Below are 26238 nucleotides of genomic sequence, written 5' to 3'. Positions count from 1 at the left end.
AGGTGAATTTTATCAAAAGTGCTTCATGAGAATGGGTTTTTCGAGGTGCCCCTTAGTTGTTATGGTTGTGGGAGTGCCCATTTGCTAATGATTAGAAAAAAACCGGTCTTCGATCTTTCGGTACACAGAAGGTTTCAGGGGCAGGAATTGCGATACTGGCACTAATGGCAAGACCACGCAGAATAGATTTAGCCAGCGGTTTGTATCATGTGACTTCGCGAGACAACGCAAAATGCATGTTTGCAAGACCTAACTTAATACTGTTCGGTTAAAGAAATTCCATTCGTCCTGAGCTAGTTGAAGGGTTCTGGGTGAGCGACTTGTGATTCGATAAGCCCACCACGAACGGTTAACCAAACAGTATTGAGACCTAAACCCCCTTTCTGCTATGTGCAATGCGCAAGTGACACCACCCCACATACTTCTCTGGCATGGCAGAGAAGTTAGGTGAACTGCTGCTGAAACAAGAATTCAAGCGTGCGCTTTATCTTCCGGTTCTACGGAAAGCCTCATGCCGACTGATTGGAGTACCGCCAGCAAGGTGTTTAGTGTCGGGTTGCCCTTCGGTGACAGCGCCCGATACAGGCTTTCACGCTGGACTCCCGCCGCTTCGGCAACCTTGGCAATGCCGCCGCAGGATTCAGCAATCTGGCGCAAGGCCACCAGCGCAGCACCTCGACCATCAGGCTCGTTCATTTCCGACATAGCTTGCTTAAGATATTCAACCGCGAACTCCGGGTCTGAGCGCAAGGCATCGAGAATCCATTCCTCATGTGAAACTGAGGCGGCATGTGATTTTTGCGTTTTCATATTGCATTCCTCCGTTGGTAATCTTTCCAACACTCGACTGCGCGGCTGATGTCCACGGCTTGGTTACGCTTATCTCCGCCGCACAGCAGCAGTAAGACAGACTTGCCGTTGCGAGCGTAATACACGCGGTAGCCGGGACCGAAATCCTCGCGCAGTTCCCATACACCTTCGCGACAAGGTTTGCAGTCGCCAAAATTTCCTGCTGCAACTTTTGCCAGACGAAAAGCAATTCTTGCCTTGGTCTGTTTGTCCTTAATGGAATCAAGCCATACTTGAAAAGGCACATGACCAGCGTTGTCGCGATAATGTTCGATGGTGTTCATTAAATAAATTGTAACTTATAATTCACAAAAAAATAAAAAACTTTCCCAATAAGTAAATTGCGTAAAGTGACACAAGTGACGCCATCCCACATATATCTTCTCTGCGCGGCAGCGCACCAGATGAGCCGACACTACAGAATAAGAAGCAACGGGAAGAGTTGAGGAATGTAGGAAATTCAATGGGGTCTACCATTGAATTTGCAGATGACGACCGTCAATTGAGAGCGTAGCATGTCTCACTTACACTTGACCTGATGGCAGGCACGGTAAGTGTTTGTCTTTTCAGTCGCTGCGTGTACCCGGCCTTATGTGCTTTCCTCTACATCTGCACATCGGTAACGCATCTGTTCACCCACCCTCCTGTAATGTTGGGCTTCATATCATTCAGCCTAACCTGCCAGGTTGCAAAGTTTTACTTGTAAGTAATCTGGTTTTTGTAACGACTACCACTCAGGAACGCATTGCACTGTCGATCTGGTGCAGTTGTGATGGATAAAATATTTAACAGGAAAAACTCATGCACGCCACCCTGCCTTTGTTACAAGCCACTGAATTCCCCGCCTTGCGTCGTCGTGCGCTGGAGGTTTTGCAGGTTAGTCTGGGTTATAAGTGCAACCAGACATGCGTGCATTGCCATGTGAATGCGGGACCGAATCGTACCGAGATGATGGATAGTGAAACGCTAACGCTGATTCCACAGGTGTTGGCGGCGCGCGATTTGCACACGCTCGACCTGACGGGCGGCGCACCGGAAATGCATGAGGGCTTTCGTGATCTGGTTCGCGCCGCTCGCGCGCAAGGCTGCAAGGTGATTGACCGTTGCAACCTCACCATACTGTTCGAGCCGGGGCAGGAAGATCTCGCCGAATTTCTCGCCACACAGCAGGTCGAGATCGTCGCCTCGCTGCCCTGTTACTCGCTGGACAATGTGGACAAGCAGCGCGGCAAGGGCACGTTCGACAAGAGTATCGCCGCCATGCAAAAGCTCAATGCACTGGGTTACGGGCAGCCTGACAGCGGCCTGACGTTGAACCTGGTGTTCAATCCTCAGGGTGCCGCGCTGCCGCCAGATCAGGCTTCGTTGCAAGCCGATTATCAGCGCGAGCTGTTCGAGCATTTTGGCATCGTGTTCAACCAGCTGTTTGCCATCACCAATATGCCGATTCAGCGTTTTGGTTCAATGTTGATCTCCAAAGGTCAGTTCAACGATTACCTGCGCCTACTGAAAGAAAACTTTGCTGCTGCCAATCTCGACACGGTGATGTGTCGCAACCTGGTTAGCGTAGATTGGCAGGGATTTCTTTATGACTGCGATTTCAACCAGCAACTGGAACTGCCCATCCCCGGCCAAGGTCGACCGCATCTGCGTGATCTGCTGCAGCAAGAATTACAAGATCATCCTATCCAGGTTGCCGGACATTGCTACGGCTGCACTGCCGGACAAGGCAGCAGTTGTGGTGGCGCATTGAAAGAAGAAAGCCTTGCCAAATGAAACGCTTGTTGCTTGCCCTCCTGGTTCTCGTGCTGATTGTCAGCTTCTTTGCCTTCGATCTGGGACGCTTTTTAACGCTGGAATCGCTCAAGCAGAGCCAGGAAGATTTTGCTGCCCTCAAGGCGCAGTCCCCTTGGCTGGTCGCGGCAGTCGGTTTTGGTTTGTATGTAATCGTCGCTGCGCTTTCCTTGCCGGGCGCATTGATCATGACCTTGGCCATGGGTGCGATGTTTGGGTTGATGATGGGTACGTTGATGGTGTCATTTGCTTCCAGCATTGGTGCGACGCTGGCCTTCCTCGCCTCGCGCTTTATGTTGCGCGATACCGTTCAACGCCGCTTTGGCGACAAGTTGAAAGCGATTAACGACGGAGTGGCCAAAGACGGAGCTTTGTACCTGTTTACTCTGCGTTTGATTCCCGTATTTCCGTTTTTTGTCGTCAATTTGCTGATGGGGCTTACGCCGATGCGCACCCGCACCTTCTATTGGGTTAGTCAGCTGGGGATGCTGGCGGGCACATTGGTATTTGTGAACGCGGGGACACAACTCGCGCAATTACAAAGCCTGTCCGGCATCCTGTCGCCGGGAATATTGTTTTCGTTTGTACTATTGGGAGTTTTTCCGATGATCGCCAAAAAAATTACGTCCTGGCTGCAACGTCGTCGCATTTATGCCAACTGGAGTCCCCCCGCACGATTCGACCGTAATCTGATTGTGATCGGCGGCGGAGCGGGTGGGCTGGTATCCGCCTACATTGCGTCGGTAGTCAATGCCAAGGTGACGTTGATCGAGGCGAACAAGATGGGGGGAGATTGCCTCAACTACGGCTGCGTGCCGAGTAAGGCTTTGATCAAAAGTGCCAAGCTGGCGCATCAAATACGTCACGCCGATCATTATGGGCTGGAGACGAGCGAAGCAAGGTTCAGTTTTAAAAAAGTAATGGCGCGTGTGCATGAGGTCATCCGTACCATAGCGCCGCACGATAGCGTAGAACGCTATACCGACCTGGGCGTGGAAGTGTTGCAAGGCTATGCGCGGATTACCGACCCGTGGACGGTAGAAATAAAGTTGAACGATGGCACGACTCAAGTACTCACCACGCGTAGCATCATCATTGCCACCGGCGCGCGACCTTTCGTGCCGCCTCTGCCCGGCTTGGATGATGTGGGCTACCTTACAAGCGACACACTGTGGGACGAGTTTGCCAAGCTGAACACGGCACCTGCGCGCCTTGTGGTGTTGGGTGGCGGCCCGATTGGGTGTGAATTAGCACAGAGTTTCGCTCGGTTGGGCTCGCACGTCACCCAGGTCGAGATGGCTCCGCGCATCATGATTCGCGAAGATAGCGAGATTTCCGAGTTGGCACGCGCGTCGCTCACTGCAGATGGGGTGACCGTGCTGACCGACCATAAAGCCGTACGCTGCGAGCAAGAAGGCGGACACAAATACATCGTGGTTGAACAGGATGGCAAATCGCGCCGTATCGAATTCGACGCGTTGTTGTGTGCTGTAGGCCGAGTGGCGCGACTGAAAGGCTATGGCCTTGAAGAGCTGGGGATTGAAACTCAGCGCACCGTGGTTACTAATGACTATCTGGAAACCATTTACCCCAACATCTTTGCAGCGGGCGATGTGGCCGGACCTTACCAGTTTACTCATACCGCCGCCCATCAAGGATGGTATGCGACAGTGAACGCGCTGTTTGGTGACTTCTGGAAATTCAAGGCGGATTACTCGGTGGTGCCTTGGTCAACTTTTATTGACCCAGAAGTCGCGCGTGTCGGGCTAAACGAACAGGAAGCAAGCGAGCAAGACATCGCTTACGAAGTCGTGAAATACGGGTTAGACGATCTCGATCGCGCCATTGCCGATGGCACAGCGTACGGCTTCGTCAAGGTCTTGACCGTGCCCGGCAAGGACAAAATCCTTGGCGTCACCATCGTTGGCGAGCATGCTGGCGATTTGTTAATCGAGTTCGTGTTAGCCATGAGACACGGGTTGGGGCTGAACAAGATACTCAGCACCATCCACATTTATCCAACTCTGGCTGAAGCGAACAAATACGCGGCTGGGGAATGGAAACGCGCCCATGCGCCGAAAAAAGTGCTGGCCTGGCTGAAGCGCTATCACACCTGGAAACGAGGCTGAACGATGCATCTGTCCATCATCGTGCCAGTGCTCAATGAAGCGGAGCAATTACATGAATTGTTCGCGCACGTGCTGCCATACCAGCGCGCCGGTTGCGAGGTTATATTTGTCGACGGCGGCAGTACTGATGGATCAGCAATGCTGTCTGAGGTGGCCGGATTCACTGCGTTATGCACTGCTCGTGGCCGAGCTAATCAAATGAATGTCGGTGCATTACAGGCCAACGGTGATGTGTTGTTGTTCCTGCATGCCGACACGCGCTTGCCACAGGGGGCAGCTCGCCACATCGAGCAAGCTTTGGCCAATAAAAAGAACTGCTGGGGGCGCTTCGATGTGTGTATTACAGGTCGCCCCTTTATGTTGCGCGTAGTCGGTTATTTGATGAATTGGCGTTCGCGCCTGACCGGAATCGCCACCGGTGATCAGGCAATATTTGTGCAGCGTGCCGTGTTTGAGAGCCTGCGTGGATTTCCTGATCAACCGCTAATGGAGGACGTAGAACTAAGCAAACGATTGCTGGCATTCTCGCGTCCGGCCTGTATCGAGCAATGCGTGACGACTTCCGGTCGGCGTTGGGAGATGCATGGGGTGTGGCGCACCATCCTGTTGATGTGGCGTTTGCGCTGGGCGTATTGGCGCGGCACAAATGCAAGTGAGTTGGTGAGGTTATATCGATGATATCTATCCGCATCATTGTCTTTGCTAAAGCACCGCAACCTGGTTTCGCCAAGACGCGTCTGATCCCCGCATTGGGGGCAGAAGGTGCAGCCGAACTGGCGCAGAAAATGTTGTTCAATACTTTGTTCGAAGCGCTGGCCGCTGACATCGGCACGGTCGAATTATGCATCACGCCCAAAATTGACGATGTCGCTTGGCAAGATATAACACTTCCGCTGGGCATTGAAATTACCGATCAGGGCAAGGGGGATCTTGGTGCGCGACTGGCACGTGCATCAGAGCGCGCAATCGAAAATACAGAATCAGTTTTATTGATAGGTACAGATTGCGTAGAAATGTCCGCCGCTTTGCTGCGTAAGGCTGCTAAATCAATGGTCGAACACGATGCAGTCATCCACTGCACCGCCGATGGCGGCTATGCGCTGCTGGGACTCAAACACTACCGTGCAGCGCTATTCAGCGATATACCGTGGAGCACTGATACGGTTGCCTGCGCCACTATCCTGCGCATTGGGCAGCTTGGCTGGTCGTTGCATATCGGGCAGGTGTTGCATGATGTGGATGTGCCGCAGGATTTGAAATATTTATCACCAACAATGGAGGTTGTATGACATTACGGTACTTAGTACTGCTGGTAGGATCGATTTTCTCTTTACAAACTCAAGCGAGCAATGAAGTCAGGCTCGATCATTTCACCAAAGAGTCTGTGGATGTCCCATCTCCGTGGCAAGTGGTGCAACTCGATAGCAAAGTATCGCCCACTCGATACAGCGTTACTCGATGGGATGATGTATTGGCCATCGAAGCCACTGCCGAGCACAGTATGGCGCTGCTGGCACGGCCGGTCGAAGTCGACTTGAACCGCACGCCAGTGTTGTGCTGGCGCTGGCGCGTGGATGCCCCGTTAGCCCAGGCCGACATGGCCACCAAAGAAGGAGATGATTATGCCGCACGTGTGTATGTCTCATTTGCCATGCCTGCATCTGCGCTGAGTTTTATGACACGCGTCAAACTCAAGCTGGCGCGCAGTATTTACGGCGATGCGGTGCCCGATGCCGCAATAAATTATGTGTGGGACAATCGTTATCCAGTGGGTACGCGCAAGCCAAATGCCTATACTGACCGCACCCGCATGATTGTGGCCGAATCTGGTGCTACTAATGCAGGAAAATGGGTCGTTGCACGGCACGATGTACGGCAGGATATGATTACTGAGTTCGGATCAGAGCAGGCGCAGTTGGTCCAGCTTTCCGTCGCATCCGACACAGACAACACGGGAGAAAACGCTCATGCCGGCTTTGCTGATTTTAAGTTTATTGAAAAAGAGTCGACATGTTTTGCAGAGCATGTTGCAAGCAAGTTCTGACCCATATAAATTGTGACCAACAACAGGCCACAAATAATCCATTCCACTCTAATACTTACCAGGAGGAATAACATGAGCAATTTACTGGAACAACTCAAATCCATGACCACTATCGTGGCGGATACCGGTGATATCGAGGCGATTCACCATCACCAGCCGCAAGATGCCACTACTAATCCGTCATTGTTGCTCAAGGCTGCCTCACTGCCGGAATACGTTCCGCTCATCGAAAATGCCATCGCCTGGGGTAAATCGCAAAGCAATGATCGTGAGCAGCAGGCGTTGGATGCCATGGACAGGCTGGCAGTAGATGTCGGTGTGGAAGTACTCAAATACATTCCGGGACGTATTTCGACCGAAGTGAATGCGCGGCTCTCCTTCGATACCACAGCCACGGTGAACAAGGCTCGCAAGCTGATCAGTTTTTACAATGCAGCAGGCATACCCAATGACCGCGTATTTATCAAGATCGCTTCCACTTGGGAAGGTATTCGCGCTGCGGAAATTCTTGAACGCGAAGGCATTAACTGCAACCTCACCCTGCTGTTTGGTTTCGCTCAGGCACGCGCCTGCGCTGAGGCGGGCGTAACTTTGATATCCCCGTTCGTCGGACGAATTCTTGATTGGCACAAGGCTAAAAGCGGGCGTGACTTTACGGCAGAAGAAGATCCTGGCGTGCTGTCGGTACGCAAGATTTATGCGTACTACAAAACGCACGGTTACAAGACCATTGTCATGGGTGCTTCGTTCCGCAATATGGGCGAGATAGTGGCGCTTGCCGGATGCGACCGCCTCACCATCGCGCCCCCTTTATTGGAAGAGCTGCAGGCCACGCAAGGTAAGCTGGTACGCCAATTAAATGATACCGGCGCGACTGAACCGCAGCCGCCAGCCATTACTGAAGCGACATTCCGCTGGGATATAAACGAGGATGCCATGGCTACAGAAAAGCTGGCGGAAGGCATACGCGGTTTCACCGCGGATCAGATCAAACTGGAACAAAAACTGGCAGAAAAACTTTAGGGAAGCGCAGTATCACCCGTTCCGGCATGCCGGATTTACAAGTCGTATCACATGAAAGGATAGGCTACATGAAAACTCTGGATCCTTGTACGCTGGTTTTTTTTGGTGCCGGTGGTAACCTGAGCCGACGCAAACTGATTCCAGCTTTATTTCATCTGGAAATTCTGAAACGTCTGCCTGAGCATCTGATCATCATGGGTTGCGATATCACCCACCACACCTCTGAACAATGGTTGGATTTTGTACGTGACATCTTGCGTGAAGTGCATGGTGCGAAAATTGACGAAGCGGCACTGCAACGGTTTTGTGCACGCCTGTATTATTTCGCCATCCCGGTCGGTGATGATGATGCTTATACGCGACTACAAACCTTATTGAACGACGACCCTAAATTTCCACCAAACGTGGTGTATTACATGGCGGTGCGCCCCGCCGATTATCCCGGCATTGTGGAAAAACTAGGCAACGTCGGGTTGTTGAAACAACACAACGGCTGGCGTCGCGTGGTGATTGAAAAACCATTTGGTTACGACTTGCTTTCCGCTCAGATCTTACAAGCCAGTCTCTATCGCCATCTCGATGAGCAGCAGATATATCGTATTGATCACTACCTCGGCAAGGGCACGGTGCAGAACATTATGGTATTCCGCTTCGCAAACCTGCTGCTGGAACCGTTGTGGCGAAACCATTACATCGATCATGTGCAGATCACCCATTCTGAGACACTGGGTGTGGAAGGACGCGCCGATTATTACGAAGGCGCAGGCGCGCTGCGCGACATGGTGCAGAGCCATCTTATGCAATTGCTGGCGCTGGTGGCGATGGAGCCACCGTTGAGCATGGCGGCGGAGCATTTGCGGGACGAAAAAGTGAAAGTGCTGAAAGCCATCCGTCCCATCACCCAGAACGCCGTGCACGCTCATGCTTTTCGTGGCCAGTACGCCAGTGGTGTGATCGATGGCAAGACCGTGCCCGGTTATCTGGAAGAAAATAATGTTGCACCGGATAGCACCACCGAAACGTATGCCGCAATGAAACTGTTCATCGATAACTGGCGCTGGGCGGGCGTTCCATTCTATTTGCGCACCGGCAAACGTTTGGCGGAGGGTAGCTCGGCGATCTGCATTCGCTTCAAAGAGCCGCCGCAAGATTTGCTGCGCCACACCCGTAAAGGTCCGCCGAAGCCGAATTGGATCATGCTCGGAATCCAGCCAGACGATTGCCTGAAAATGGAGTTACAGGTCAAGGTGCCGGGGCTGGATGTGGAAACGCGCACCATCAGCCTGGACGCGACTTATCGTAAAGCTGGTGAGGAAGACTTCGAGGCTTACGAGGGACTGCTTCTTGATGTCATTCTTGGCGACCACTCGTTGTTCCTGCGCATCGACGAAGTCGAGGCGGCTTGGCGCGTAGTCGATCCGGTGATCAAAGTGTGGTCCATGGAGCGCAGCTTCATTAACACCTATCCCGCCGGCAGCTGGGGGCCGCGCGGCACCTACCGCCTGTTCGATCGTGAAGATCAGTTCTGGCGACATTCCTTGAATCCGGAAGGAGGCAAGCTCGATGCCTATTGAAATGCGACAGCTCCTGACCGGCGATATCGGTGGTACCAAGACCCGTTTGGCCCTGGTCGAGGTGGAAGGTAATCACGTTGAGATCTGCCGTGAATGTACTTATGTCAGCCAGCGCTATGACGCTTTTGAACTATTGCTGGATGATTTTTTGTCATCAAATAAAACCGTTGATGATGCGGCTTTCGGCATTGCCGGGCCGGTACGGGGTAACGTGGTGCGAGCAACTAACTTACCTTGGTGTATCGATGCCGCCGCACTGCGCCAACGCTTCGGATTTTTGCGCTGCAATCTACTGAACGATTTAGAAGCCACGGCTTACGGTTTAGCCGCGCTAGACGATGCAGATTTGTTGACGCTGCAAGCAGGCTCACCTGGTGCGAAGGGTAATGAGGCGGTGATCGCGGCCGGGACAGGTTTGGGTGAGGCTGGTTTGTATTGGGACGGCTTGTCCCATCGCCCCTTTGCCACGGAAGGTGGACATGCCACGTTCAGTCCGCGCAATGCACTGGAATTCGCCTTATTGAATTATTTGCAGCAACACCATCATCAGGAGGGTAGGGGGCATGTCAGTTGGGAACGGGCCGTTTCCGGCATGGGATTGCTTGATCTGTATGCATTTTTACTTGACTACCGGCATGTATCGACACCGGCATGGCTAGCGGAAGAAATGCGCGTCACGGATACGGCAGCGGCTATTTCCGCTGCGGCATTGGCAGGCAGTGATGAAATATGTGTGGAAACGATGCAATTGTTCGTTAGTTTGTATGGTGCGGAAGCTGGCAATCTGGCGCTCAAGGTGATGAGCCGTGGCGGTTTGTATATTGGCGGGGGCATTGCGCCGAAAATATTACCACTGATGCAGGCAGGTGAATTCCTCGATGCTTTTCTCGATAAAGGACGAATGCGGCCAGTACTGGCGGCGATGCCGGTCAAGGTGATATTGAATGATCGCGCAGCATTGTATGGTCCGGCATTGTTCGCCGCACAACAACGGGAAAAGAGTTGATCTGAATACTTTCACCGTGCCGAATATCTTGGCGCTAATCGTATGTCTGGATGCAGTATGTTGGATCACATTAACCGGGAATCAAACCCCTCATCGTAGAAATTTATTTATTGGAGGAGCGAATAATGCAAATCGGAATGATAGGGCTGGGACGTATGGGTGCCAACATGGTTCGTCGTTTGAGACGCGCCGGACACGAATGTGTGGTGTTCGACCGCAGCAGCGAAGCGGTGCAGGCACTGGCAAAAGAAGGTATGACTCCCGCTGACAGCTTGCAGGATTTTGTAAACAAATTAAGTACACCGCGTGCCGTCTGGCTGATGTTACCTGCGGCGGTAGTTGATGCCAGCATCGCAGAACTAACCCCACTGCTTAGCGCGGACGACGTCATCATCGATGGTGGTAATTCCTATTACAAGGACGATATCATCCGTGCAAAGAGCCTGTCGGCACAGTCTATTCATTATGTGGATGTGGGCGTCAGTGGCGGAACTTATGGGTTGGAGCGCGGTTACTGCCTGATGATCGGAGCCGAGCAACAAATGGTTGCACGCTTGGAACCCATCTTTGCCGCACTGGCGCCGGGTGTGGAATCCGCGCCGCGTACCGAAGGGCGCAGCGGTCAACCAAGCACGGCCGAGAACGGTTATCTGCACTGTGGGCACGAGGGTGCTGGGCACTTTGTCAAGATGGTTCACAATGGTATTGAGTACGGCATGATGGCCGCCTATGCCGAAGGCTTCAATCTGCTTCGTCATGCCAATGTAGGTGGCGAGTCGCACGAGAAGGATGCTGAGACTACACCGTTACGCGAGCCGGAAACATTCCGCTATGATATCAACGTCGCTGAAGTGGCCGAGTTGTGGCGGCGCGGCAGCGTGGTGGGTTCATGGTTACTTGATTTGACCGCACACGCTTTGCAAGCCGATCCAAACCTGCATGGGTTCGGCGGTCAGGTGTCGGACTCCGGTGAAGGACGCTGGACCAGCATTGCCGCCATCGAGTCGGGTACCCCCGCACCTGTTCTCACCGCCGCATTGTTTGATCGCTTTAATTCGCGCGGAGAAGCGGACTACGGCAATAAATTATTATCTGCCTTACGCTATGAATTTGGTGGGCATCAGGAAAAAAGCTAGACGTACTTCTTCCAATGCCCTGCTTCATGTCGTTTGAATGCATGTGTTTTGAATATATGTGTAAGGAATGCTTGGAATATAAGACTAAAGGGTAGCTCTAAAAATTCAGGTTGTGTCACGATACGTCGTTACACGAAAAAATTTTGCTTACATATAATACATATGCCGAGCTCAAATTTTTTACTTATGCTTGCCTTGATTAGAAGTTTGAAATTTTAGAGTCGCATTAAACCTTATCCCAACTTATATAAGAGCATTGATCATGTATGAAATCGTTAAAGACTATTACGGCAAACAACTGCAAACAACCGGCGACCTGAAAACCTCTGCCTGCTGCGATGCTTCAAGCGTGCCGGACTGGCTCAAGCCACTGCTGGCGCGTATTCACCCTGAAGTGATGTCACGCTACTACGGCTGCGGCTTGGTTTGTCCGCCGCTGCTGGAAGGCTGCCGCATTCTCGATCTGGGCAGCGGCTCCGGCCGCGATGTGTATGCGCTGGCGCAACTGGTAGGAGAGAGTGGTCAGGTGGTCGGTGTGGATATGACCGAGGAGCAGCTTGCCATTGCAGAAAGTTATTGCGCCTATCACGCCGAGGCGTTCGGTTTCGGCAACGTGATTTTCAAACAAGGCTACATCGAGAAGCTCGATGAACTTGGATTGGAAAGTGGCAGCTTTGATGTCATCGTGTCGAATTGCGTGATCAATCTTTCACCGGACAAGGATGCGGTGCTGCGTGAAGTGCATCGTTTGCTCAAGCCGGGCGGAGAATTCTATTTCTCGGATGTTTATGCTGACCGCAGAGTACCGGACGCAGTGCGTAATGATCCGGTGCTGTACGGAGAATGCCTGGGTGGCGCGTTGTATTGGAACGATTTCATTAATCTTGCCAAACGTCATCAATTTGCTGATCCCAGGCTGGTTGAAGACAAGCCGCTCGACATTACTGATGCCAAACTGGCTAAGAGCGTAGGTAATATCCGCTTTTTCTCGGCCACTTACAGGTTGTTCAAACTGGATGGTCTGGAGCCCGCCTGTGAGGATTACGGCCAGGCGGTAATTTATCGCGGCACGATACCCGATTACCCGCATCGCTTTGTTCTCGACAGCCATCACGATATAGAAGCCGGCCGAATATTTCCCGTATGTGGCAATACCTGGCGCATGCTGCATGACTCCCGCTTCAGGGAACACTTCGAATTCATCGGCGACTTTAGCCAGCACTACGGAATTTTTGCCGGATGCGGTAATGACATGCCCTTTGCACAATCTGAAAGCGCGCAATCTGAAAATACTGCCGCTGCCAGTTGCTGCTAAGTGTGAATGAAAATGGGAATCGAAGTGTGTGACCCTAAAAAAATATGGGGCTGGATACTAACGCTCTGTATGGTGCTGGGGTTAAACAGTGCAGCGTTGGCCGATATGCAAAAACTGGTGTTGACCGGTTCCAGCACCATTGCCCCGCTTGCGTTGGAAATCGGCAAACGTTTTGAAAAACTAAACCCCGGCGTGCGTATTGATGTGCAAAGTGGCGGCTCGACACGCGGAGTAAACGATGTACGGGCGGGCTTGGCTGACATCGGCATGGCATCACGCGCGTTGAAGCCGGAGGAACGTGGCTTGATGGCGCATCGCATCGCAACAGATGGCATCGGTATCATCCTGCATCAAAAGAATCCGGTGAAGTTGCTCAAAGATGAACAGATCAAGGCAATTTTCACCGGAAAAATCACCAATTGGCAACAATTGGGCGGCGAAGATCGCAAGATTACCGTGGTCAACAAGGCCGAGGGGCGTTCTACGCTGGAGTTGTTCCTGCACCATTTTCAGCTCAAAAATCCGCAGATACGTGCTCATGTTGTGATTGGTGACAACCAGCAGGGTATCAAGACGGTGGCGGGCAATGTCGGTGCAATCGGTTATGTCTCGATTGGCACGGCAGAATATGAGGAAGCATACGGCACACCTATCCGACTGTTGTCGATGGCCGGTGTGCCAGCCACGGTAGCCAACGTAGGCGCAGGTCTTTTCCCTTTGTCTCGCCCATTGAACCTGCTCAGCAAAGGCGCGCCGACTGGCTTGGCCAAGCGGTTTATAACGTTTGCACAATCGGCGGCAGTCAATGATCTGGTCACGGCACAATATTTCGTCCCCCTCGCGCGCTGATGTCACGCTCGCCAGAGTAACCGGGGGCATCGCACTGGCGGTAGTGATTTTGCTTGCTCTGGTGTTGATGTTGTTAGTCCGGGAATCCTGGCCAGTCCTGGTTGATGGAGGTTGGACGCGTTTCTTCGTCGGCGATGGCTGGTTTCCATCCAGCGGGCAATTCAATCTGCTCGCCATGTTGTGGGCCACGCTGGCGGCAAGTTTGGGCGCATTGTTTATTGCCGTACCGTTGGGCGTTTTGAGTGCAGTGTTCAGCCGCTTTTACTCACCCAGCTGGCTGGTCATGCCACTGCGCCGAGTCATGGTATTGCTGGCGGGTATCCCTTCAGTAGTGTACGGACTATGGGGGTTGACCGTTCTGGTGCCACTGATTGCGCATTGGGAACCGCCCGGTGCCAGCTTACTGAGTGCAATCTTGATCCTCGCGCTGATGATTTTACCCACGGTCGCGCTAACCAGCGAATCAGCACTGGCTGCTGTCGCCACTTCTCACTTGCAGGGCGCGGCTGCACTCGGTCTCAGTCGCACAGGTATTGTCTTCGGCGTGGCCTTGCCTGCGGCCCGTGCCGGCATTCTTACCGGGGCATTGCTTGCCGCGATGCGCGCCCTTGGTGAAACCATGGCCGTGTTAATGGTCGCGGGAAACGTGGTGCAAACACCGTCCAGCCTGTTTGATCCGGTCAGGGTGTTGACCGCGAACATTGCGTTGGAAATGCCTTATGCCGCAGGGGATCATCGTGCCGCGCTATTCGCTTCTGGTTTACTGCTGATGTTGATTGTTACTGTGCTAGCCTGGCTGGCAGGTCGGATCGGAACACACTCAAATGCTTAAGAACTCTTTCCGTGTGAACGACCTGCTGATGACCATCACCGTTTGGCTTTCTGCTGCGCTGGTGGTCGGCGCTTTTCTCTGGCTGTTGAGCGATTTGACCTTGCATGGCATCGCTAAACTCAACTGGTCTTTCCTGGTCAGTGCGCCGGAGAATGCGGGACGTGATGGCGGTATCGGCCCTATCCTGGTTTCGACGCTGCTCATTCTGGGCGTGGCTCTGTTGGCGACCATCCCGCTGGGCTTGGGCACGGCGGTATATTTAAGCGAATATACCAGCGGCGCAATGGCGCGATATATTCGCATGAGCCTCAATGTGTTGGCCGGTGTGCCGTCCATCGTGTTCGGGCTATTTGGCAATGCGTTTTTCTGCATCTGGCTGGGGCTTGGCTTCTCGATCTTGTCCGGCGGGCTGACACTGGCCTGCATGATGCTCCCGATCTTTATCCGTTCGACCGAAGCCGGATTGTCTGCCGTAGCGACAGAGTGGCGACACGGCGCAGCTGCTTTAGGACTAACCCAAGCGGCCGCACTCTGGCATGTGCTACTACCTGCTGCTGCACCGGCCATCACAGCGGGGCTGATGCTCAGTATCGGACGTGCGCTGGCGGAGACTGCTGCGCTCATCTTCACCAGCGGCTATGTGGATCGTATGCCCGACTCGCTCTCTGACTCTGGGCGCGCACTATCCGTGCATATCTACGACTTATCCATGAACGTGACCGGGGGCGACCAGTCGGCTTATGGTTCAGCACTGGTTTTAATCATCTTGCTGGTCGTGATCAATAACATCGCCACCAGTTTGGCAAACCGTTTCTTAAGCCAAAGGATTACGACCTCATGATGCATGACACAAAAAAATTATGGCACTCTGCGGTTTTACCGACCTCATATACGTTGAGCAACATTGAACAAGGCGCGGCATGCTGCGTTCCAATTCCGCACATCCAAGTCGAAAACCTTGCTGTTTCATATCACGGAAAGTCGGTGCTCGAAGGTGTCTCTCTTGACATCAACAAAGGCTGCATTACCGCGCTGATCGGTCCTTCCGGATGCGGCAAGACCAGCTTTCTCTCCACTTTGAACCGCCTGACCGACCTGATTCCGGGCTGCCACATGCAAGGGCGCATAAATATTGATGGGGTGGACGTGACCGACCACCAGCTGGATGTATTGGCGTTGCGGCGTAAAGTCGGCATGATCTTCCAAAAGCCCAACCCGTTTCCGTTATCAATACGGCGCAATATCGAAATGCCATTGCGCGAACATGGACTGCGTCAGCGCAGCGCCATAGACGAGCGGGTCGAACGTGCCTTGCGTGACGTTGGTTTATGGGAAGAAGTACGCGACCGACTGGATGCGCCCGCACTGGCACTATCAGGTGGACAACAGCAACGTTTGTGTATTGCCCGCGCGCTGGCATTGGAGCCTTCTATTCTGTTGATGGATGAACCGTGCAGCGCACTCGATCCAATTGCATCGGCTGTCGTTGAAGAACTCATACAACGCCTTCGCAATCGCTATACAGTCGTGATCGTGACCCATAATCTTGCTCAGGCGCGTCGAGTTGCCAACTACGCGGCTTTTTTTTGGATGACAGAGCGTGTTGGAAAATTGATCGAATTCGGACGCTGCCAATCGTTATTCGACTCACCCAGTCATGATTTGACTGCGGCTTACGTGACTGGGGTTAGTGGTTGAATAGAAATAAATATATTGTCTGGGTAGATGGTTTTTGGGCGGGCTATAGCAAAGTGCTCATGTTATTGCCGACTCGTTAATTGGTGGGTTTTATTGGGTCGCGGGGAATTGAAATGGAGAGATTAAATCGAGTCTAAAGGGCTTTGACCCGAATGTCACTAAGCTAAGCCCTTTTAGCACGATTAGGCTGTGGTGAAATCCACGCCAATACTTGATTAAGTTATTGTTTTATAAGTGCTAAATATCCTTGACTTAGTGGCATTCGGCTTTGACCCCTTTAGTTCTGCAACGCTAAAGCCGGTGGATTAAACCTTGCAATTGAAAATTAAATTCTGCATTATTTGCAAAACAATTCGAACAGAGCCGACTCAGTGTAACGGATTGTGACTTGGTGGTTAGCACATGCATATAAAAAGGCTATGTCGTAGTTACCTGTTCATTCTTGGTAAAAATTTAATTATTAAATATTTTTGGTTAATCGCAAAAATATTCAACCCTATGATTTATAGATGCTTAGTCGATTATCAAACCAAATTCAACATCTAATTGCGATATAGCAATTTAAAATGGAAGTGTTGTTTGTAAATTAATATTTCAGCCGATTGATTTTACTACAATAAAAAGGACTTTTCATGCATTCACTCTTCATCCGTTTATTCATTCTGTTGAGTTTGATTTCCCCCTCCCTCGTCTTGGCGGCCACAGTCGTAGAGTTTTACAACACCAATCTGGATAACTATTTCATCACCTCCGATGCAGGTGAATCGGCATCGATAGACAACGGAAGTGCGGGGCCAGGTTGGAGCCGCACTGGAAATACATTTGAGTCAGGTGGCAATGCCTCCGTCTGCCGTTTCTACGGTAGCCAGTCGCCGGGTCCCAACTCGCATTTTTATACGGTTGATTCGGAGGAATGCCAGGGACTGAAAGATCAACAAATCGCCATTGGTGATCCTCGAAAGTTGACCGTGAAGAGCTGGAATTTTGAGAGTCTGGATTTTGTTTCAACTCCGGCAACAAACCAAGCTTGTCCCAGCGGAACCACGCCGGTTTATCGTGCCTATAATAATGGTTTTACTCGTGGTGTTGATAGCAATCACCGCATCACGACAAACTTGACATCCATTCAACAGGTGGAGGCTTGCGGCTGGAGCAATGAGGGTGTAGTCATGTGCGCGCCAAGCGGCACGACTAGTGGAGGGGAAACAAGTTGCCCGCCCCCTAGTGATGGAGATAATTCGACAAACAACACCAGTGGAAGCAGCACCCCCACAAATATAGAATTCAAATTCTTTCCAGCTAACTATTTCACTACTTATGATGTATTCACTACTTTGACCGGCTCAGACAATCATGGCAATACCTATACTGGCAACACTTCTGATAAAACATTAACGACATCCACCTTCTTAGGTAAAAACACAATACCGATTGAGTCAAAAATTAATTTCACCGTTTCACATGGTGGATTTGCTGCAGTTACGCAAAACCAGTATTTTGGAATAAATGCCAGTGACAGACGCTTTCTTGGTGTTGATGGCGATGTTGCCACTGTGTCAGCAACTACAAATACAATACCAATCACTGCCAAAATCGGCGACTCTGGAACATCCGGAATATACACTGACAAAGATGGTTTCGTTTCGACTATAACGTGGCAATTAAGTGATGGGTTAAATGGTAATGCGAAACTAGTAATTTCAAATACAACTAATGATCAATTTGGGAGCTTGGATAACACATTTACCACAACCTATATAATTAGTACTGATGGAACTAGAAAATCAGTTGAATTTAAGACATTTAACATGAACGTAAACTTGGAAGTTACCTTAAGGGGTGTCTATTAAGTTACAAATATGTTTCGCTCATAATAGGTGACAGTCATTGTATAGTGCATGGGGTACATTGATAGTGCGAGTTCTGGTTACTAAACGACCGATGAACTCGCTCGAATCGCCTAATAAACGAATATGCGAAATTATCTATTGAGAATATCGGGGTCAAGTCTTGACATCACGCATCAGGCTTAACGCTGTGCCAAGACTAGCCCATTATTTCATGACCACAATATTTCTCGCCGCTCTCTGAAACTATTGGGGTCAGAGTAATATTTAATAATTTTTTCGTTGGAAACAGGATTTTTCTACAGCCCCGTTAAGTCTCTGTGAGGCAAGAACATTAATAATTCGTTGCACTATCTCCAATTATCCAAAAAATTAATAAAAATATAAATTTAAACGTAGAAACTGTGACTAATATCACGGAATGATATTCTGCAATCTTTTATCCTGAAATTTCAGACAATATAAAAAGGAAATCATGATGAGAACTTTAAAGTACAACAAAATTAAACTTGTACTAATTAATATTTTGGGTATTGCTTCACTTGTACTATGTTCAAATTCAACTGCTATTGCAAAAGAGACTTCATCAATATCTTCCACCGATTTGGGAAGTGGTCGGATAAAAGCTGAAACGGCAAAGCCGAAGAAGAAGCTTCCACCTATATCTAGTGGGGATTTGGGAAGTGGTCGAATAAAATCTGAAAAAGATAAAACCAAATAAGCAGAGCGGAACAAAAAATTTGGGTCAGTCCTGACATTTGAGATATATACAATGTTGCCTAAATTTTTTACCACCTTTTATACACTCGCCCAAGTGGGTGAATATTTTGGTGGGAGTTACGCCACTGTGAGCAGAGCAGTGAAACAAGCGGAAAATCGGATGGATAATGTCAAATGTAAGGCCTGCCCCCGTGATTCCTGAACGAACAAAATATTTGGTGCGCAAAGCTTCCATGTGATATTGCCGTTTTTGTGGTGGCTGTCATTTGTTACAATAAAGCTGGAACGCTATGGGGGTTCGCGGTTTTTGGGTATTTCATATTAGTTACAGCAACGTTTATATAATGCTCGTAGAGTTAAGCCGAAGAAAAAATGTGATGAGCGAAAAATTGAGGAATCAATGCACTAAGTTTATTCTGACCCCAGTTATTTACCAAGAAAGGCAGGGCTACCACAAAAGAAAACATTCAGCGCCTGTTAATGTTAATCTGACCCCAATTATTCTCTTCGAGTAGCCATTCGCCGTCGCTCCAATCCCGGTAATCCTGAGACAACAAGCAGTCCATGAATTTTGTAACATTAACAAACGATTTTTTAGGTTGGGTTCTGGACCACGGCTTTCGCCTTCTGGTCACCCTCGCAGTATTCGTCGCCTACTTGGTGCTCGACAGAATCAATACTCCGAAAATTGAGGAGGGCGTGGATCAAAGCCGCTTCAAAGAAGGCTCTGCCAACAAGGCTATTCAGCTTGCTCGCGCGATCACAGGCATGTTTGGCGTGTTGTTTCTGTTTCTGATCTGGGGTCTGGACTTCAGCTCTGTATTTATTTTTGCGTCGACCACAATCACGCTTCTGGGTGTGGCTCTGTTCGCAAGCTGGTCGCTACTTAGCAATGTCACGGCGTACTTCATCTTGCTGCTGCAACCTTCGTTCCGCCGTGGCCACTACATAAGAATCATAGATACCGACAACTATGTCGAGGGCTATATAGCTGAGCTGAATTTGTTCAGCATGAAACTCGTGACAGAGAATCGCGAAGTCATCGTCTATCCTAACAATCTGCTATTAGGCAGGCCGATCGTCGTGAATCCGAAAAACCGGCTTTCTGAGATTGGCAAATTGCCATCAAGCAAAGAGTCTTAAGGGTTTTGACCCGAATGCCACTAAGTTAAGCCCGTTGAGCACGGTTAGACTATTGAGAAATCTGCGCTAATTATGGCTTTGCACTTTACGAAATATTTCGGCAGAAACTTAAATACTTATTGATTTCCTGAGCTGACTATTGCTATAGTCAGATTATTGCTTAGTCCGTCGTAGAGGCTAAGTTAAGCCGTTTAAGCCTAGCAGTAGACCTCTCACATTTCAAAAAATTTTTCAACAAAGTGGTGGAATTCGTCATGAGTAAATTAAATCGTAAGTGGATGGCTTGCTTTAACTATTCAGTCCTTGGGGCGGGAGCGTTTGCAATTGCCGCGACTGCCTTACCCGTCATGGCTCAAAGCGTAGAGTCACCGCTGAACAAGCGGCCTTCGAAGGTGGATATGAGCAAAGTGAGCGGTAGTCTTCTTAATTTGCACGAGAAGTATCAGGGCTATCAGGAACAGAAAAGCGTGCAAAAGTTGAGTACCGTTTTCAACCCACCCAATTCAAGGATGGTGATAACTGCGGATACGGTAGTGTTCGACGCCGCAGCATCGGGCGATCCAGAGGTTCTGGCAAATGATCTGAAAGCTCTTGGTGCACTAGACGTCACCGTATTCGGACGCATGGTTTCCGGCCGCCTGCCGCTGTCGGCAATTCCGGCACTCAAAAACCTGCCTTCTCTGCAACTTGTTCGTCCTTCTTACATGACAAAACATCCCGTCAGTGCCGGTGTCACTAGCCAGGGTGATTTTTCGATGCAATCTGAAATGGCGCGTACGACCTTCGAAGTTGATGGCACCGGTGTCAAGGTCGGCACCCTGTCAGACAGCTATAACTGTCTCGGTGGTGCGGCCGAGGGTGTGGCAAATGGTGAATTGCCCGTGGACGTCACTGTCCTTCAGGAGGGGCCCTGTCCAGGGTCTGACGAAGGCCGCGCGATGATGGAAATTATTCATGATGTCGCGCCTGGTGCCGCACTATCTTTCCGCTCGGCTTTCATTGGTGGTCAGGCAGGATTTGCCCAAGGCATCCTGGATCTTGCCGCCGATGGTGCGACGGTAATCAACGATGACATCAGCTACAATGCGGAGCCGTTCTACCAGGATGGCGTCATCTCACAGGCAATCGATATGGTAGCCGCTCAGGGCGTATCCTATTTCACCTCTACTGGAAATGCTGGCCGCAAGGCTTATGAGGCGCCGTTCAGGCCCAGCGGTCAGACCGTTAACCTTGGCAGTGGCAACGGAGATCAGGAGGCGCATGATTTCGATCCGGGACCCGGAGTGGATATTTGCCAGCAGATCACTATTCCGGCTGGAGCAAGCGTAACCATAAGCTTTCAATGGGACGAGCCGTTCTTTTCCGTCAGCGGCGCGCCGGGCTCGGCGAGTGACCTGGATATTCTCCTGACCGATGCATCCTGTAACACATCGGCGCCGCTTGCTATTGCCGATAACCCTAATTTTGGAGCAGATCCAGTCGAAATACTGAGTTTTGATAACCCGGGTTCTGAGGCTACGTTCAATTTGGTAATTCTGAAGTATAGTGGCCCTAATCCGGGGCTGATGAAAACCATCGCTACATCCGAAAATTTCACCTACGATGAATTCGATACCAAGACTGGTGCCTCCTATGGTCACCCTCTGGCCGTCGGCGCATCAGGTGTCGGTGCGGCGTTTTATCAGCAAACGCCTGCGTTCGGGCAGACCCCGCCACTGATTGAAGAATCCTCGTCAGCCGGTGGCACTGCGATACTCTTTGATACCGCGGGAAATCGGCTTGCCACACCGAATGTTCGTCAGAACCCTATGATCACAGGGCCGGATGGTGGCAATACATCATTTTTCGGAAGTGATTTTGAAGGCGACGGCTTTCCCAACTTCTTCGGGACTTCGGCGGCTGCTCCGCATGTTGCAGGTGTTGCCGCGCTGATGAATGAACTGGTACCGGGAATAACGCCTGCTGCTATCAATACCGCTTTACAAAACACGGCGATAGATATGAATGATCCGAGCACACCGGGGTTTGACATTGGCTTTGACTACGGAACCGGTTACGGGTTGGTTGATGCGAATGCCGCACTGGCTGCAATCGCTCCACCAACAGTGGTCGATGTCACCTCGAACGTCAAGATCAGCCAAACAGGAATCAGATATGACCGCCGCACCGGGCAGTTTGTACAACAGGTAACTGTAGCCAACATCACTGCAGGCTTTATTTCAGACCCGGTGTCTCTTGTGCTGGATAATCTGAGCTCGAATGTAACACTTGCAAACTTAGACGGAACCAATTCCGGCGGGGCTCCTTACGTAACTTTGAATACGGGAGGTGATGGTCTGGCTCCAGGTGAAAGTACAAGTATTCTGCTCCAATTCAGTAATCCGACGTTCCAGAGTATTACATACAAGCCTGCGGTTTTTTCAGGTACGTTGTAATGCAGAATGCAGGATAAAAATGCAAGGGCAGGTATCTTCGCTAGTCCTGGACGGCGCAACAAAAGGGCAACCTTAAGAGGCCGCCCCTGTAACTGGCGAAGAATAAATAAATTTGAGTTAATAACTTTACAATGAGGTTTAATTATGACCAGTAACGGATTGATACACGCACTAAAACTAGGTGTTGGTTTGTGGCTTGGATTAAGTACCGCGCTATCCCATGCCAATGCTATTTACGATGTAACGCTTGATACTTCTTCTATCAGCGGCGGAACTTATTCGTTAGTGTACGACTTGATTGACGGAGACGGTGCTATCAATAACACGGTAACCCTAAACAACTTTATGTTCGGTGGGGGGGCTATTACCGGTACACCACCCAATCTCACAGGAGGAGCATCAGGGGATATGAGTTCCACCGTAACCCTGATGGATACGATTTTTTTCAATTCATTTGATCAGGCGTTCACAGCGGGAAATTTGCTAAGCTTCACAATCGATATTCCGAGTAACTTATTTGGCTCAGGATTCGCGGATAATTTCTCGTTTTACCTCTTGGACAGTACGTTCAATCCGATCGCTACCAATGATCCATTTGGTGCGGGCGCATTTCTTACAGTTGATCTGTCAGCCCCGCTGAATATCCAGACATTCAGTAGTACTGATGCCAATCATCCCGTTTCGGCTCCATTGGTAACGGTAGCAGTAGCGACAGTACCCACTCCCGGCATGCTCTGGTTGTTGGTTCCCGGCCTGGTCGGGATGGTCGGCGTCTCGCGTTTAAAGGCGCGCTCTGAGCGAAAAGGGTTCGGGCTCAATAAAGGTCAGCACTCCCCCATTCACATTTTCTCCTAACGTCGCATACAGAAGATACAGACGGCCTTCCCTTCTCACCGGGGCGAGGGCTACCCATCCAGAGAACAAGGGGCAGTACCGAATGCCACTCGGTTAAGGCCTCGCTGAGTAAAAATGAAGTCTCTCGCAACTTGCCGTGGCACTGTTAGCCACGGCAAGTTCTTGGGTCGTCATTTTTTCGCGTGGCTCAATCCGGTCAGGTCTAAATGGTAACCGCAATGTCGCGATACAGGCAGTTAAAGTTATGGTCTCGCGACCAGTACGGGCATGATGTTCGGACACTACGTGGCCTGGATTTCAGCGGGACTCATGGGCGCGGCGACCGCGGCGATGACGAAATCCAGCATCATGGTGGTCGATCCGGGCGAAGTGGCCTTCTATGCCCTGGGCGCATCGGGGTTTGTGATCGTGGTCGTTGCCGGGTGGACAACCGCCAATGCGAACCTTTACCGCGCCGGTCTAGCCGCGCAGGCCGTATTTCCCGACGTGCCCAGGACGAAGGTAACCTTGCTCGTTGGACTGGCGGTCGTGGTCGCGAGTGCCTTTCCATTCATTTACCAAAGCATGCTCCCCCTCTTGACCTATGCCGGCCTCATTCTCGTGCCGGTGGGCGGTATCGTCTTCGCCGAACACCATATCTTCCCGAGAATCGGATTTACCCGCTATTGGGCTCGTTTCAAGGGCTTGCAGTACAGCGTCCCGGCGATCGGCACATGGGCGGTCTCGCTGGTTTTTGGTTTTGGTCTGGGCGCGCTCAACATCATTCCGTTCTACTACCTGTTCCTGCCGACCTGGTTCGTCTCGATCGCCGCCTATATCGTGCTGGCGAAGAAATACGGTGCTGCTGAAAGCTATCCCGAGGGCGAGCAGGCGGAACGGGTGTTCCAGGAGAGAGTCGCCGAATTTCATGCGCAACAAGCCGCAACGGAGAGTCACGAGCCCGTCAATGACGCCTCCATTCTTTCCAAAGTGATCAAGGCGATCTACATCATCATTGGCCTGGCAGTTCCATTCGTTCTTGCCTGGAGGGTTCTGTTCCACAGCCCTGACATCTATGTCTACTATGTCAATCTGGAGCGGTTCTACGACGTTAGCATCTGGTGCACGGTGATCTACTTTGTCTTCGCCTACTGGGATTTGAAGCGTTCTAAGGCACTGCAAAGAGCTGCGGTGCGGGGGGCGTCAGAGCCCGCAGTTTAAGGACGCGTGACCACAGCGACCGGGATGGGGTGACGCCATGCCGGCGCAGCCGACTTCTTGGCCTCTGCCGACAGTGACCGCCACCGATCCGGCGCGCGAGGATATTTGCTTGCGGCAGTCGATCGAGGCGGCCAAGGTGCAGTTGCGGGAGCTCCACGACGAAGTGAAGGAAAGAAGCGCCGCTGCCTGCGCAGCCATCTTCCGGGTACACGAAGCGTTTCTCGACGACCCCGATCTGGTCGATACGGCGCTCGAACGGATCAAGGCACATGTTTGATGGATTGTTGCCGTACACTATCCGAGTGGCGAGGCCATGGCCATCCAATGCCGATCCGGGCATCATGCATCACACCATCCCGTCAGCCCAGTTCTCGGCTGTTCTCCGCAGGAGAACCTCTTTTCCCAAGCGCAGTCTTGGGAAAAGCCTGGGCCTTAGAAGGGGAAGTCTACTATGAAAAAGTACAGGTCAATTGTGTATACACTCGGAATCCTGGCAACGATGACAGGCACAGTTGTACATGCCGATGGTTTTCCGGCCAACCAGTACATTACCGGCGACTGGGGCGGTGAGCGGGCGAAGCTCGCTGATGAAGGGGTTACGTTCAAACTCGGCTACTTCAGCCAGGGTGCCAAGAATACCTCGGGCGGCAAGCGCCATACGACGGCATACGCTGATCAGTTTTTTCTGGGAGGCTATTTCGTTCTCGATAAGTTGATCGGTTGGCGCGGCGCGGAGCTCAAGGTGGAGATCACCGATCGCAACGGCACCTTGATCAACAACGAAGCCGGGATGCCGTTTCTGTTGCAATCACAGCAGATTTACGGGCGCGGGAACATCACACGCCTAACGCAATTCTCGCTGACCCAGAAGCTGTTCGACGATCATCTGTCGGTCAAGGTGGGGCGCATTTATCCCAGCGCCGACTTCTTTGCCATGAGTTGCGCCTTTCAGAATCTGACCTTCTGTAGCGGCGGTTCATCGAATTTCATCAACAGCAGCTGGTATAGCAACCCGGTGAGCGCGCTTGGTGCGCAAGTCACATTCACGCCGGACAAGCACTGGTATTTCAAGGCCGGTGGCTACAACAACAATAAGGACGCCCTTTCAACGTCTAACGGACTCAGGCTTTGGCCTTCAGGTGGTTGGACTGGAACCATGCTGGTTGGCGAGGTTGAATACAAGGCAGATTACGGTAACGGAATCGACGGCGACTATCGCGTTGGCGTCGTTCGAAACGATAGCAGCGCCAGTAAAATTTATGACGAGGCTGGTTTTCCGGCTGGCCTGACGACAACCCCCGTCGCAAGCGTGAGCGAAAGCCATGCCTTTTACGTCAATCTTGAGATACAGGTGTATCGCACTGCTTCCGGCGGCGGCCTGCGAATGTTCGCAAGCATGATTCATCCGGACAAAAGGATAAGCCAAGTTGGCGAGGTTCTCGCCATCGGTGGCTTTATCACCGGGCCCTTCGCCTCGCGACCACATGACCGTATCGGCCTTGCGCTTGGTCGCAATGCAGTCAGCAGCAAGCTGACTGCGGCACAGCGCCTGTACAACCAGTTGCGGCCCGTGGGCGCTTCGGCAGTGGGTGTGCAACGTTACGAGTACGTGGTCGAACTGAACTACAACATTGCGCTGGCGCCAGGCATCGAAGTGATGCCAAGCATCCAGTATGTGCGTCACCCGGATGGCTTGGCGAATGTGGCGAACGCCACCGTGCTAGGCGCGCAACTCAGTCTAAATTTCTAAAGCAGCTCGGCATGTTTGAACATACAATTGCACCAATGA

The 26238-nt window shown here is 51.3% G+C and carries 24 protein-coding genes; 22 read left to right on the top strand and 2 right to left on the bottom strand.

The annotated features are described in order from the left end of the window. Positions 1 to 471: 471 nt before the first annotated feature. Both MJ770_RS05890 and MJ770_RS05885 read right to left on the bottom strand, forming a co-directional pair. Complete coding sequence (locus MJ770_RS05890) at positions 472 to 810, bottom strand: addiction module antidote protein (protein ID WP_239250678.1); 339 nt, start codon at positions 808 to 810, stop codon at positions 472 to 474. Further along, positions 807 to 1133 (bottom strand): type II toxin-antitoxin system RelE/ParE family toxin, encoded by a 327-nt coding sequence (locus MJ770_RS05885; protein WP_239250677.1) that lies wholly within the window; start codon positions 1131 to 1133, stop codon positions 807 to 809. Before MJ770_RS05885 ends, MJ770_RS05890 begins: the two co-directional genes overlap by 4 nt. Before the next feature lie 517 nt (positions 1134 to 1650). Here MJ770_RS05885 and arsS point away from each other — a divergent pair. The 22 genes from arsS (at position 1651) to MJ770_RS05775 (ending at position 26199) form a co-directional block, all read left to right on the top strand. Further along, complete coding sequence (gene arsS / locus MJ770_RS05880) at positions 1651 to 2625, top strand: arsenosugar biosynthesis radical SAM (seleno)protein ArsS (protein ID WP_239250676.1); 975 nt, start codon at positions 1651 to 1653, stop codon at positions 2623 to 2625. Next, a complete protein-coding gene (locus MJ770_RS05875) occupies positions 2622 to 4772 on the top strand; it encodes an FAD-dependent oxidoreductase (protein WP_239250675.1) in 2151 nt (716 codons plus the stop codon). The genes arsS and MJ770_RS05875 overlap by 4 nt, the downstream gene beginning before the upstream one ends. A gap of 3 nt (positions 4773 to 4775) precedes the next feature. Continuing rightward, the gene (locus MJ770_RS05870; protein WP_239250674.1) at positions 4776 to 5450 is read left to right on the top strand and encodes a TIGR04283 family arsenosugar biosynthesis glycosyltransferase; all 675 of its coding nucleotides are present in this window, start codon (positions 4776 to 4778) and stop codon (positions 5448 to 5450) included. Continuing rightward, positions 5447 to 6061, top strand: a complete 615-nt coding sequence (locus MJ770_RS05865; protein ID WP_239250673.1) for a TIGR04282 family arsenosugar biosynthesis glycosyltransferase — start codon at positions 5447 to 5449, stop codon at positions 6059 to 6061. The genes MJ770_RS05870 and MJ770_RS05865 overlap by 4 nt, the downstream gene beginning before the upstream one ends. Then, on the top strand, positions 6058 to 6816 hold the full coding sequence (locus MJ770_RS05860) for a DUF3047 domain-containing protein (protein WP_239250672.1): 759 nt from the start codon (positions 6058 to 6060) through the stop codon (positions 6814 to 6816). Before MJ770_RS05865 ends, MJ770_RS05860 begins: the two co-directional genes overlap by 4 nt. Before the next feature lie 72 nt (positions 6817 to 6888). Then, positions 6889 to 7839: a transaldolase gene (gene tal / locus MJ770_RS05855; protein WP_239250671.1), complete on the top strand. Its 951-nt coding sequence runs from the start codon at positions 6889 to 6891 to the stop codon at positions 7837 to 7839. A gap of 68 nt (positions 7840 to 7907) precedes the next feature. Further along, complete coding sequence (gene zwf / locus MJ770_RS05850) at positions 7908 to 9413, top strand: glucose-6-phosphate dehydrogenase (protein WP_239250670.1); 1506 nt, start codon at positions 7908 to 7910, stop codon at positions 9411 to 9413. Beyond that, positions 9403 to 10419 (top strand): glucokinase, encoded by a 1017-nt coding sequence (gene glk, locus MJ770_RS05845; RefSeq protein ID WP_239250669.1) that lies wholly within the window; start codon positions 9403 to 9405, stop codon positions 10417 to 10419. Before zwf ends, glk begins: the two co-directional genes overlap by 11 nt. A 125-nt stretch (positions 10420 to 10544) precedes the next feature. After that, positions 10545 to 11555: a phosphogluconate dehydrogenase (NAD(+)-dependent, decarboxylating) gene (gene gnd, locus MJ770_RS05840; protein WP_239250668.1), complete on the top strand. Its 1011-nt coding sequence runs from the start codon at positions 10545 to 10547 to the stop codon at positions 11553 to 11555. A 262-nt stretch (positions 11556 to 11817) separates the two neighbouring features. Beyond that, a complete protein-coding gene (locus MJ770_RS05835; protein ID WP_239250667.1) occupies positions 11818 to 12870 on the top strand; it encodes a methyltransferase domain-containing protein in 1053 nt (350 codons plus the stop codon). 6 nt (positions 12871 to 12876) lie between these two features. Continuing rightward, the gene (locus MJ770_RS05830; protein ID WP_239250666.1) at positions 12877 to 13719 is read left to right on the top strand and encodes a phosphate ABC transporter substrate-binding protein; all 843 of its coding nucleotides are present in this window, start codon (positions 12877 to 12879) and stop codon (positions 13717 to 13719) included. Continuing rightward, positions 13676 to 14551, top strand: a complete 876-nt coding sequence (pstC, locus tag MJ770_RS05825) for a phosphate ABC transporter permease subunit PstC (protein WP_239250665.1) — start codon at positions 13676 to 13678, stop codon at positions 14549 to 14551. Before MJ770_RS05830 ends, pstC begins: the two co-directional genes overlap by 44 nt. Further along, positions 14544 to 15392, top strand: coding sequence for a phosphate ABC transporter permease PstA (gene pstA / locus MJ770_RS05820; protein ID WP_320412218.1), 849 nt, complete (start codon positions 14544 to 14546; stop codon positions 15390 to 15392). Before pstC ends, pstA begins: the two co-directional genes overlap by 8 nt. Next, positions 15389 to 16249 carry a phosphate ABC transporter ATP-binding protein gene (locus MJ770_RS05815; protein WP_239250663.1) on the top strand — a complete coding sequence of 287 codons (861 nt, stop codon included), beginning with the start codon at positions 15389 to 15391 and terminating at the stop codon, positions 16247 to 16249. Before pstA ends, MJ770_RS05815 begins: the two co-directional genes overlap by 4 nt. A gap of 632 nt (positions 16250 to 16881) precedes the next feature. After that, the gene (locus MJ770_RS05810; protein ID WP_239250662.1) at positions 16882 to 18099 is read left to right on the top strand and encodes a hypothetical protein; all 1218 of its coding nucleotides are present in this window, start codon (positions 16882 to 16884) and stop codon (positions 18097 to 18099) included. A 472-nt stretch (positions 18100 to 18571) separates the two neighbouring features. Continuing rightward, positions 18572 to 18817 carry a hypothetical protein gene (locus tag MJ770_RS05805; protein ID WP_239250661.1) on the top strand — a complete coding sequence of 82 codons (246 nt, stop codon included), beginning with the start codon at positions 18572 to 18574 and terminating at the stop codon, positions 18815 to 18817. Positions 18818 to 19380: 563 nt separating this feature from the next. Next, complete coding sequence (locus MJ770_RS05800; protein ID WP_239250660.1) at positions 19381 to 19959, top strand: mechanosensitive ion channel domain-containing protein; 579 nt, start codon at positions 19381 to 19383, stop codon at positions 19957 to 19959. Positions 19960 to 20213: 254 nt separating this feature from the next. Next, positions 20214 to 22394, top strand: coding sequence for a S8 family peptidase (locus MJ770_RS15450; protein ID WP_305855780.1), 2181 nt, complete (start codon positions 20214 to 20216; stop codon positions 22392 to 22394). Positions 22395 to 22538: 144 nt separating this feature from the next. Continuing rightward, the gene (locus MJ770_RS05790) at positions 22539 to 23249 is read left to right on the top strand and encodes an NF038129 family PEP-CTERM protein (protein ID WP_239250659.1); all 711 of its coding nucleotides are present in this window, start codon (positions 22539 to 22541) and stop codon (positions 23247 to 23249) included. Positions 23250 to 23558: 309 nt separating this feature from the next. Continuing rightward, positions 23559 to 24449: a hypothetical protein gene (locus tag MJ770_RS05785; protein WP_239250658.1), complete on the top strand. Its 891-nt coding sequence runs from the start codon at positions 23559 to 23561 to the stop codon at positions 24447 to 24449. Between the two features lie 37 nt (positions 24450 to 24486). After that, entirely contained in the window at positions 24487 to 24726 is a 240-nt protein-coding gene (locus tag MJ770_RS05780; protein ID WP_239250657.1) for a phosphoenolpyruvate-utilizing N-terminal domain-containing protein, read from the top strand. A gap of 174 nt (positions 24727 to 24900) precedes the next feature. Then, positions 24901 to 26199 carry a carbohydrate porin gene (locus MJ770_RS05775; protein WP_239250656.1) on the top strand — a complete coding sequence of 433 codons (1299 nt, stop codon included), beginning with the start codon at positions 24901 to 24903 and terminating at the stop codon, positions 26197 to 26199. Positions 26200 to 26238: the final 39 nt, after the last annotated feature.

It is taken from the genome of Candidatus Nitrotoga sp. M5, assembly GCF_927904885.1.
GTDB lineage: Bacteria > Pseudomonadota > Gammaproteobacteria > Burkholderiales > Gallionellaceae > Nitrotoga.
Note: the sequence above shows the minus strand (reverse complement) of the source record. Positions and strands in the feature narration are given on the sequence as shown.

Excerpts from the sequence above, each read along its gene's own strand:
- MJ770_RS05785 (WP_239250658.1), top strand. The coding sequence starts at position 23,559 with ATGGGCGCGGCGACCGCGGCGATGACGAAATCCAGCATCATGGTGGTC.
- MJ770_RS05890 (WP_239250678.1), bottom strand. The coding sequence starts at position 810 with ATGAAAACGCAAAAATCACATGCCGCCTCAGTTTCACATGAGGAATGG.
- zwf (WP_239250670.1), top strand. The coding sequence starts at position 7,908 with ATGAAAACTCTGGATCCTTGTACGCTGGTTTTTTTTGGTGCCGGTGGT.
- MJ770_RS05830 (WP_239250666.1), top strand. The coding sequence starts at position 12,877 with ATGAAAATGGGAATCGAAGTGTGTGACCCTAAAAAAATATGGGGCTGG.
- gnd (WP_239250668.1), top strand. The coding sequence starts at position 10,545 with ATGCAAATCGGAATGATAGGGCTGGGACGTATGGGTGCCAACATGGTT.
- MJ770_RS05835 (WP_239250667.1), top strand. The coding sequence starts at position 11,818 with ATGTATGAAATCGTTAAAGACTATTACGGCAAACAACTGCAAACAACC.
- MJ770_RS05885 (WP_239250677.1), bottom strand. The coding sequence starts at position 1,133 with ATGAACACCATCGAACATTATCGCGACAACGCTGGTCATGTGCCTTTT.
- glk (WP_239250669.1), top strand. The coding sequence starts at position 9,403 with ATGCCTATTGAAATGCGACAGCTCCTGACCGGCGATATCGGTGGTACC.
- MJ770_RS05805 (WP_239250661.1), top strand. The coding sequence starts at position 18,572 with ATGATGAGAACTTTAAAGTACAACAAAATTAAACTTGTACTAATTAAT.
- MJ770_RS05800 (WP_239250660.1), top strand. The coding sequence starts at position 19,381 with ATGAATTTTGTAACATTAACAAACGATTTTTTAGGTTGGGTTCTGGAC.
- pstA (WP_320412218.1), top strand. The coding sequence starts at position 14,544 with ATGCTTAAGAACTCTTTCCGTGTGAACGACCTGCTGATGACCATCACC.
- MJ770_RS05775 (WP_239250656.1), top strand. The coding sequence starts at position 24,901 with ATGAAAAAGTACAGGTCAATTGTGTATACACTCGGAATCCTGGCAACG.
- tal (WP_239250671.1), top strand. The coding sequence starts at position 6,889 with ATGAGCAATTTACTGGAACAACTCAAATCCATGACCACTATCGTGGCG.
- arsS (WP_239250676.1), top strand. The coding sequence starts at position 1,651 with ATGCACGCCACCCTGCCTTTGTTACAAGCCACTGAATTCCCCGCCTTG.
- MJ770_RS05865 (WP_239250673.1), top strand. The coding sequence starts at position 5,447 with ATGATATCTATCCGCATCATTGTCTTTGCTAAAGCACCGCAACCTGGT.
- MJ770_RS05870 (WP_239250674.1), top strand. The coding sequence starts at position 4,776 with ATGCATCTGTCCATCATCGTGCCAGTGCTCAATGAAGCGGAGCAATTA.
- MJ770_RS05780 (WP_239250657.1), top strand. The coding sequence starts at position 24,487 with ATGCCGGCGCAGCCGACTTCTTGGCCTCTGCCGACAGTGACCGCCACC.
- MJ770_RS05815 (WP_239250663.1), top strand. The coding sequence starts at position 15,389 with ATGATGCATGACACAAAAAAATTATGGCACTCTGCGGTTTTACCGACC.
- pstC (WP_239250665.1), top strand. The coding sequence starts at position 13,676 with ATGATCTGGTCACGGCACAATATTTCGTCCCCCTCGCGCGCTGATGTC.
- MJ770_RS05860 (WP_239250672.1), top strand. The coding sequence starts at position 6,058 with ATGACATTACGGTACTTAGTACTGCTGGTAGGATCGATTTTCTCTTTA.
- MJ770_RS05790 (WP_239250659.1), top strand. The coding sequence starts at position 22,539 with ATGACCAGTAACGGATTGATACACGCACTAAAACTAGGTGTTGGTTTG.
- MJ770_RS15450 (WP_305855780.1), top strand. The coding sequence starts at position 20,214 with ATGAGTAAATTAAATCGTAAGTGGATGGCTTGCTTTAACTATTCAGTC.
- MJ770_RS05810 (WP_239250662.1), top strand. The coding sequence starts at position 16,882 with ATGCATTCACTCTTCATCCGTTTATTCATTCTGTTGAGTTTGATTTCC.
- MJ770_RS05875 (WP_239250675.1), top strand. The coding sequence starts at position 2,622 with ATGAAACGCTTGTTGCTTGCCCTCCTGGTTCTCGTGCTGATTGTCAGC.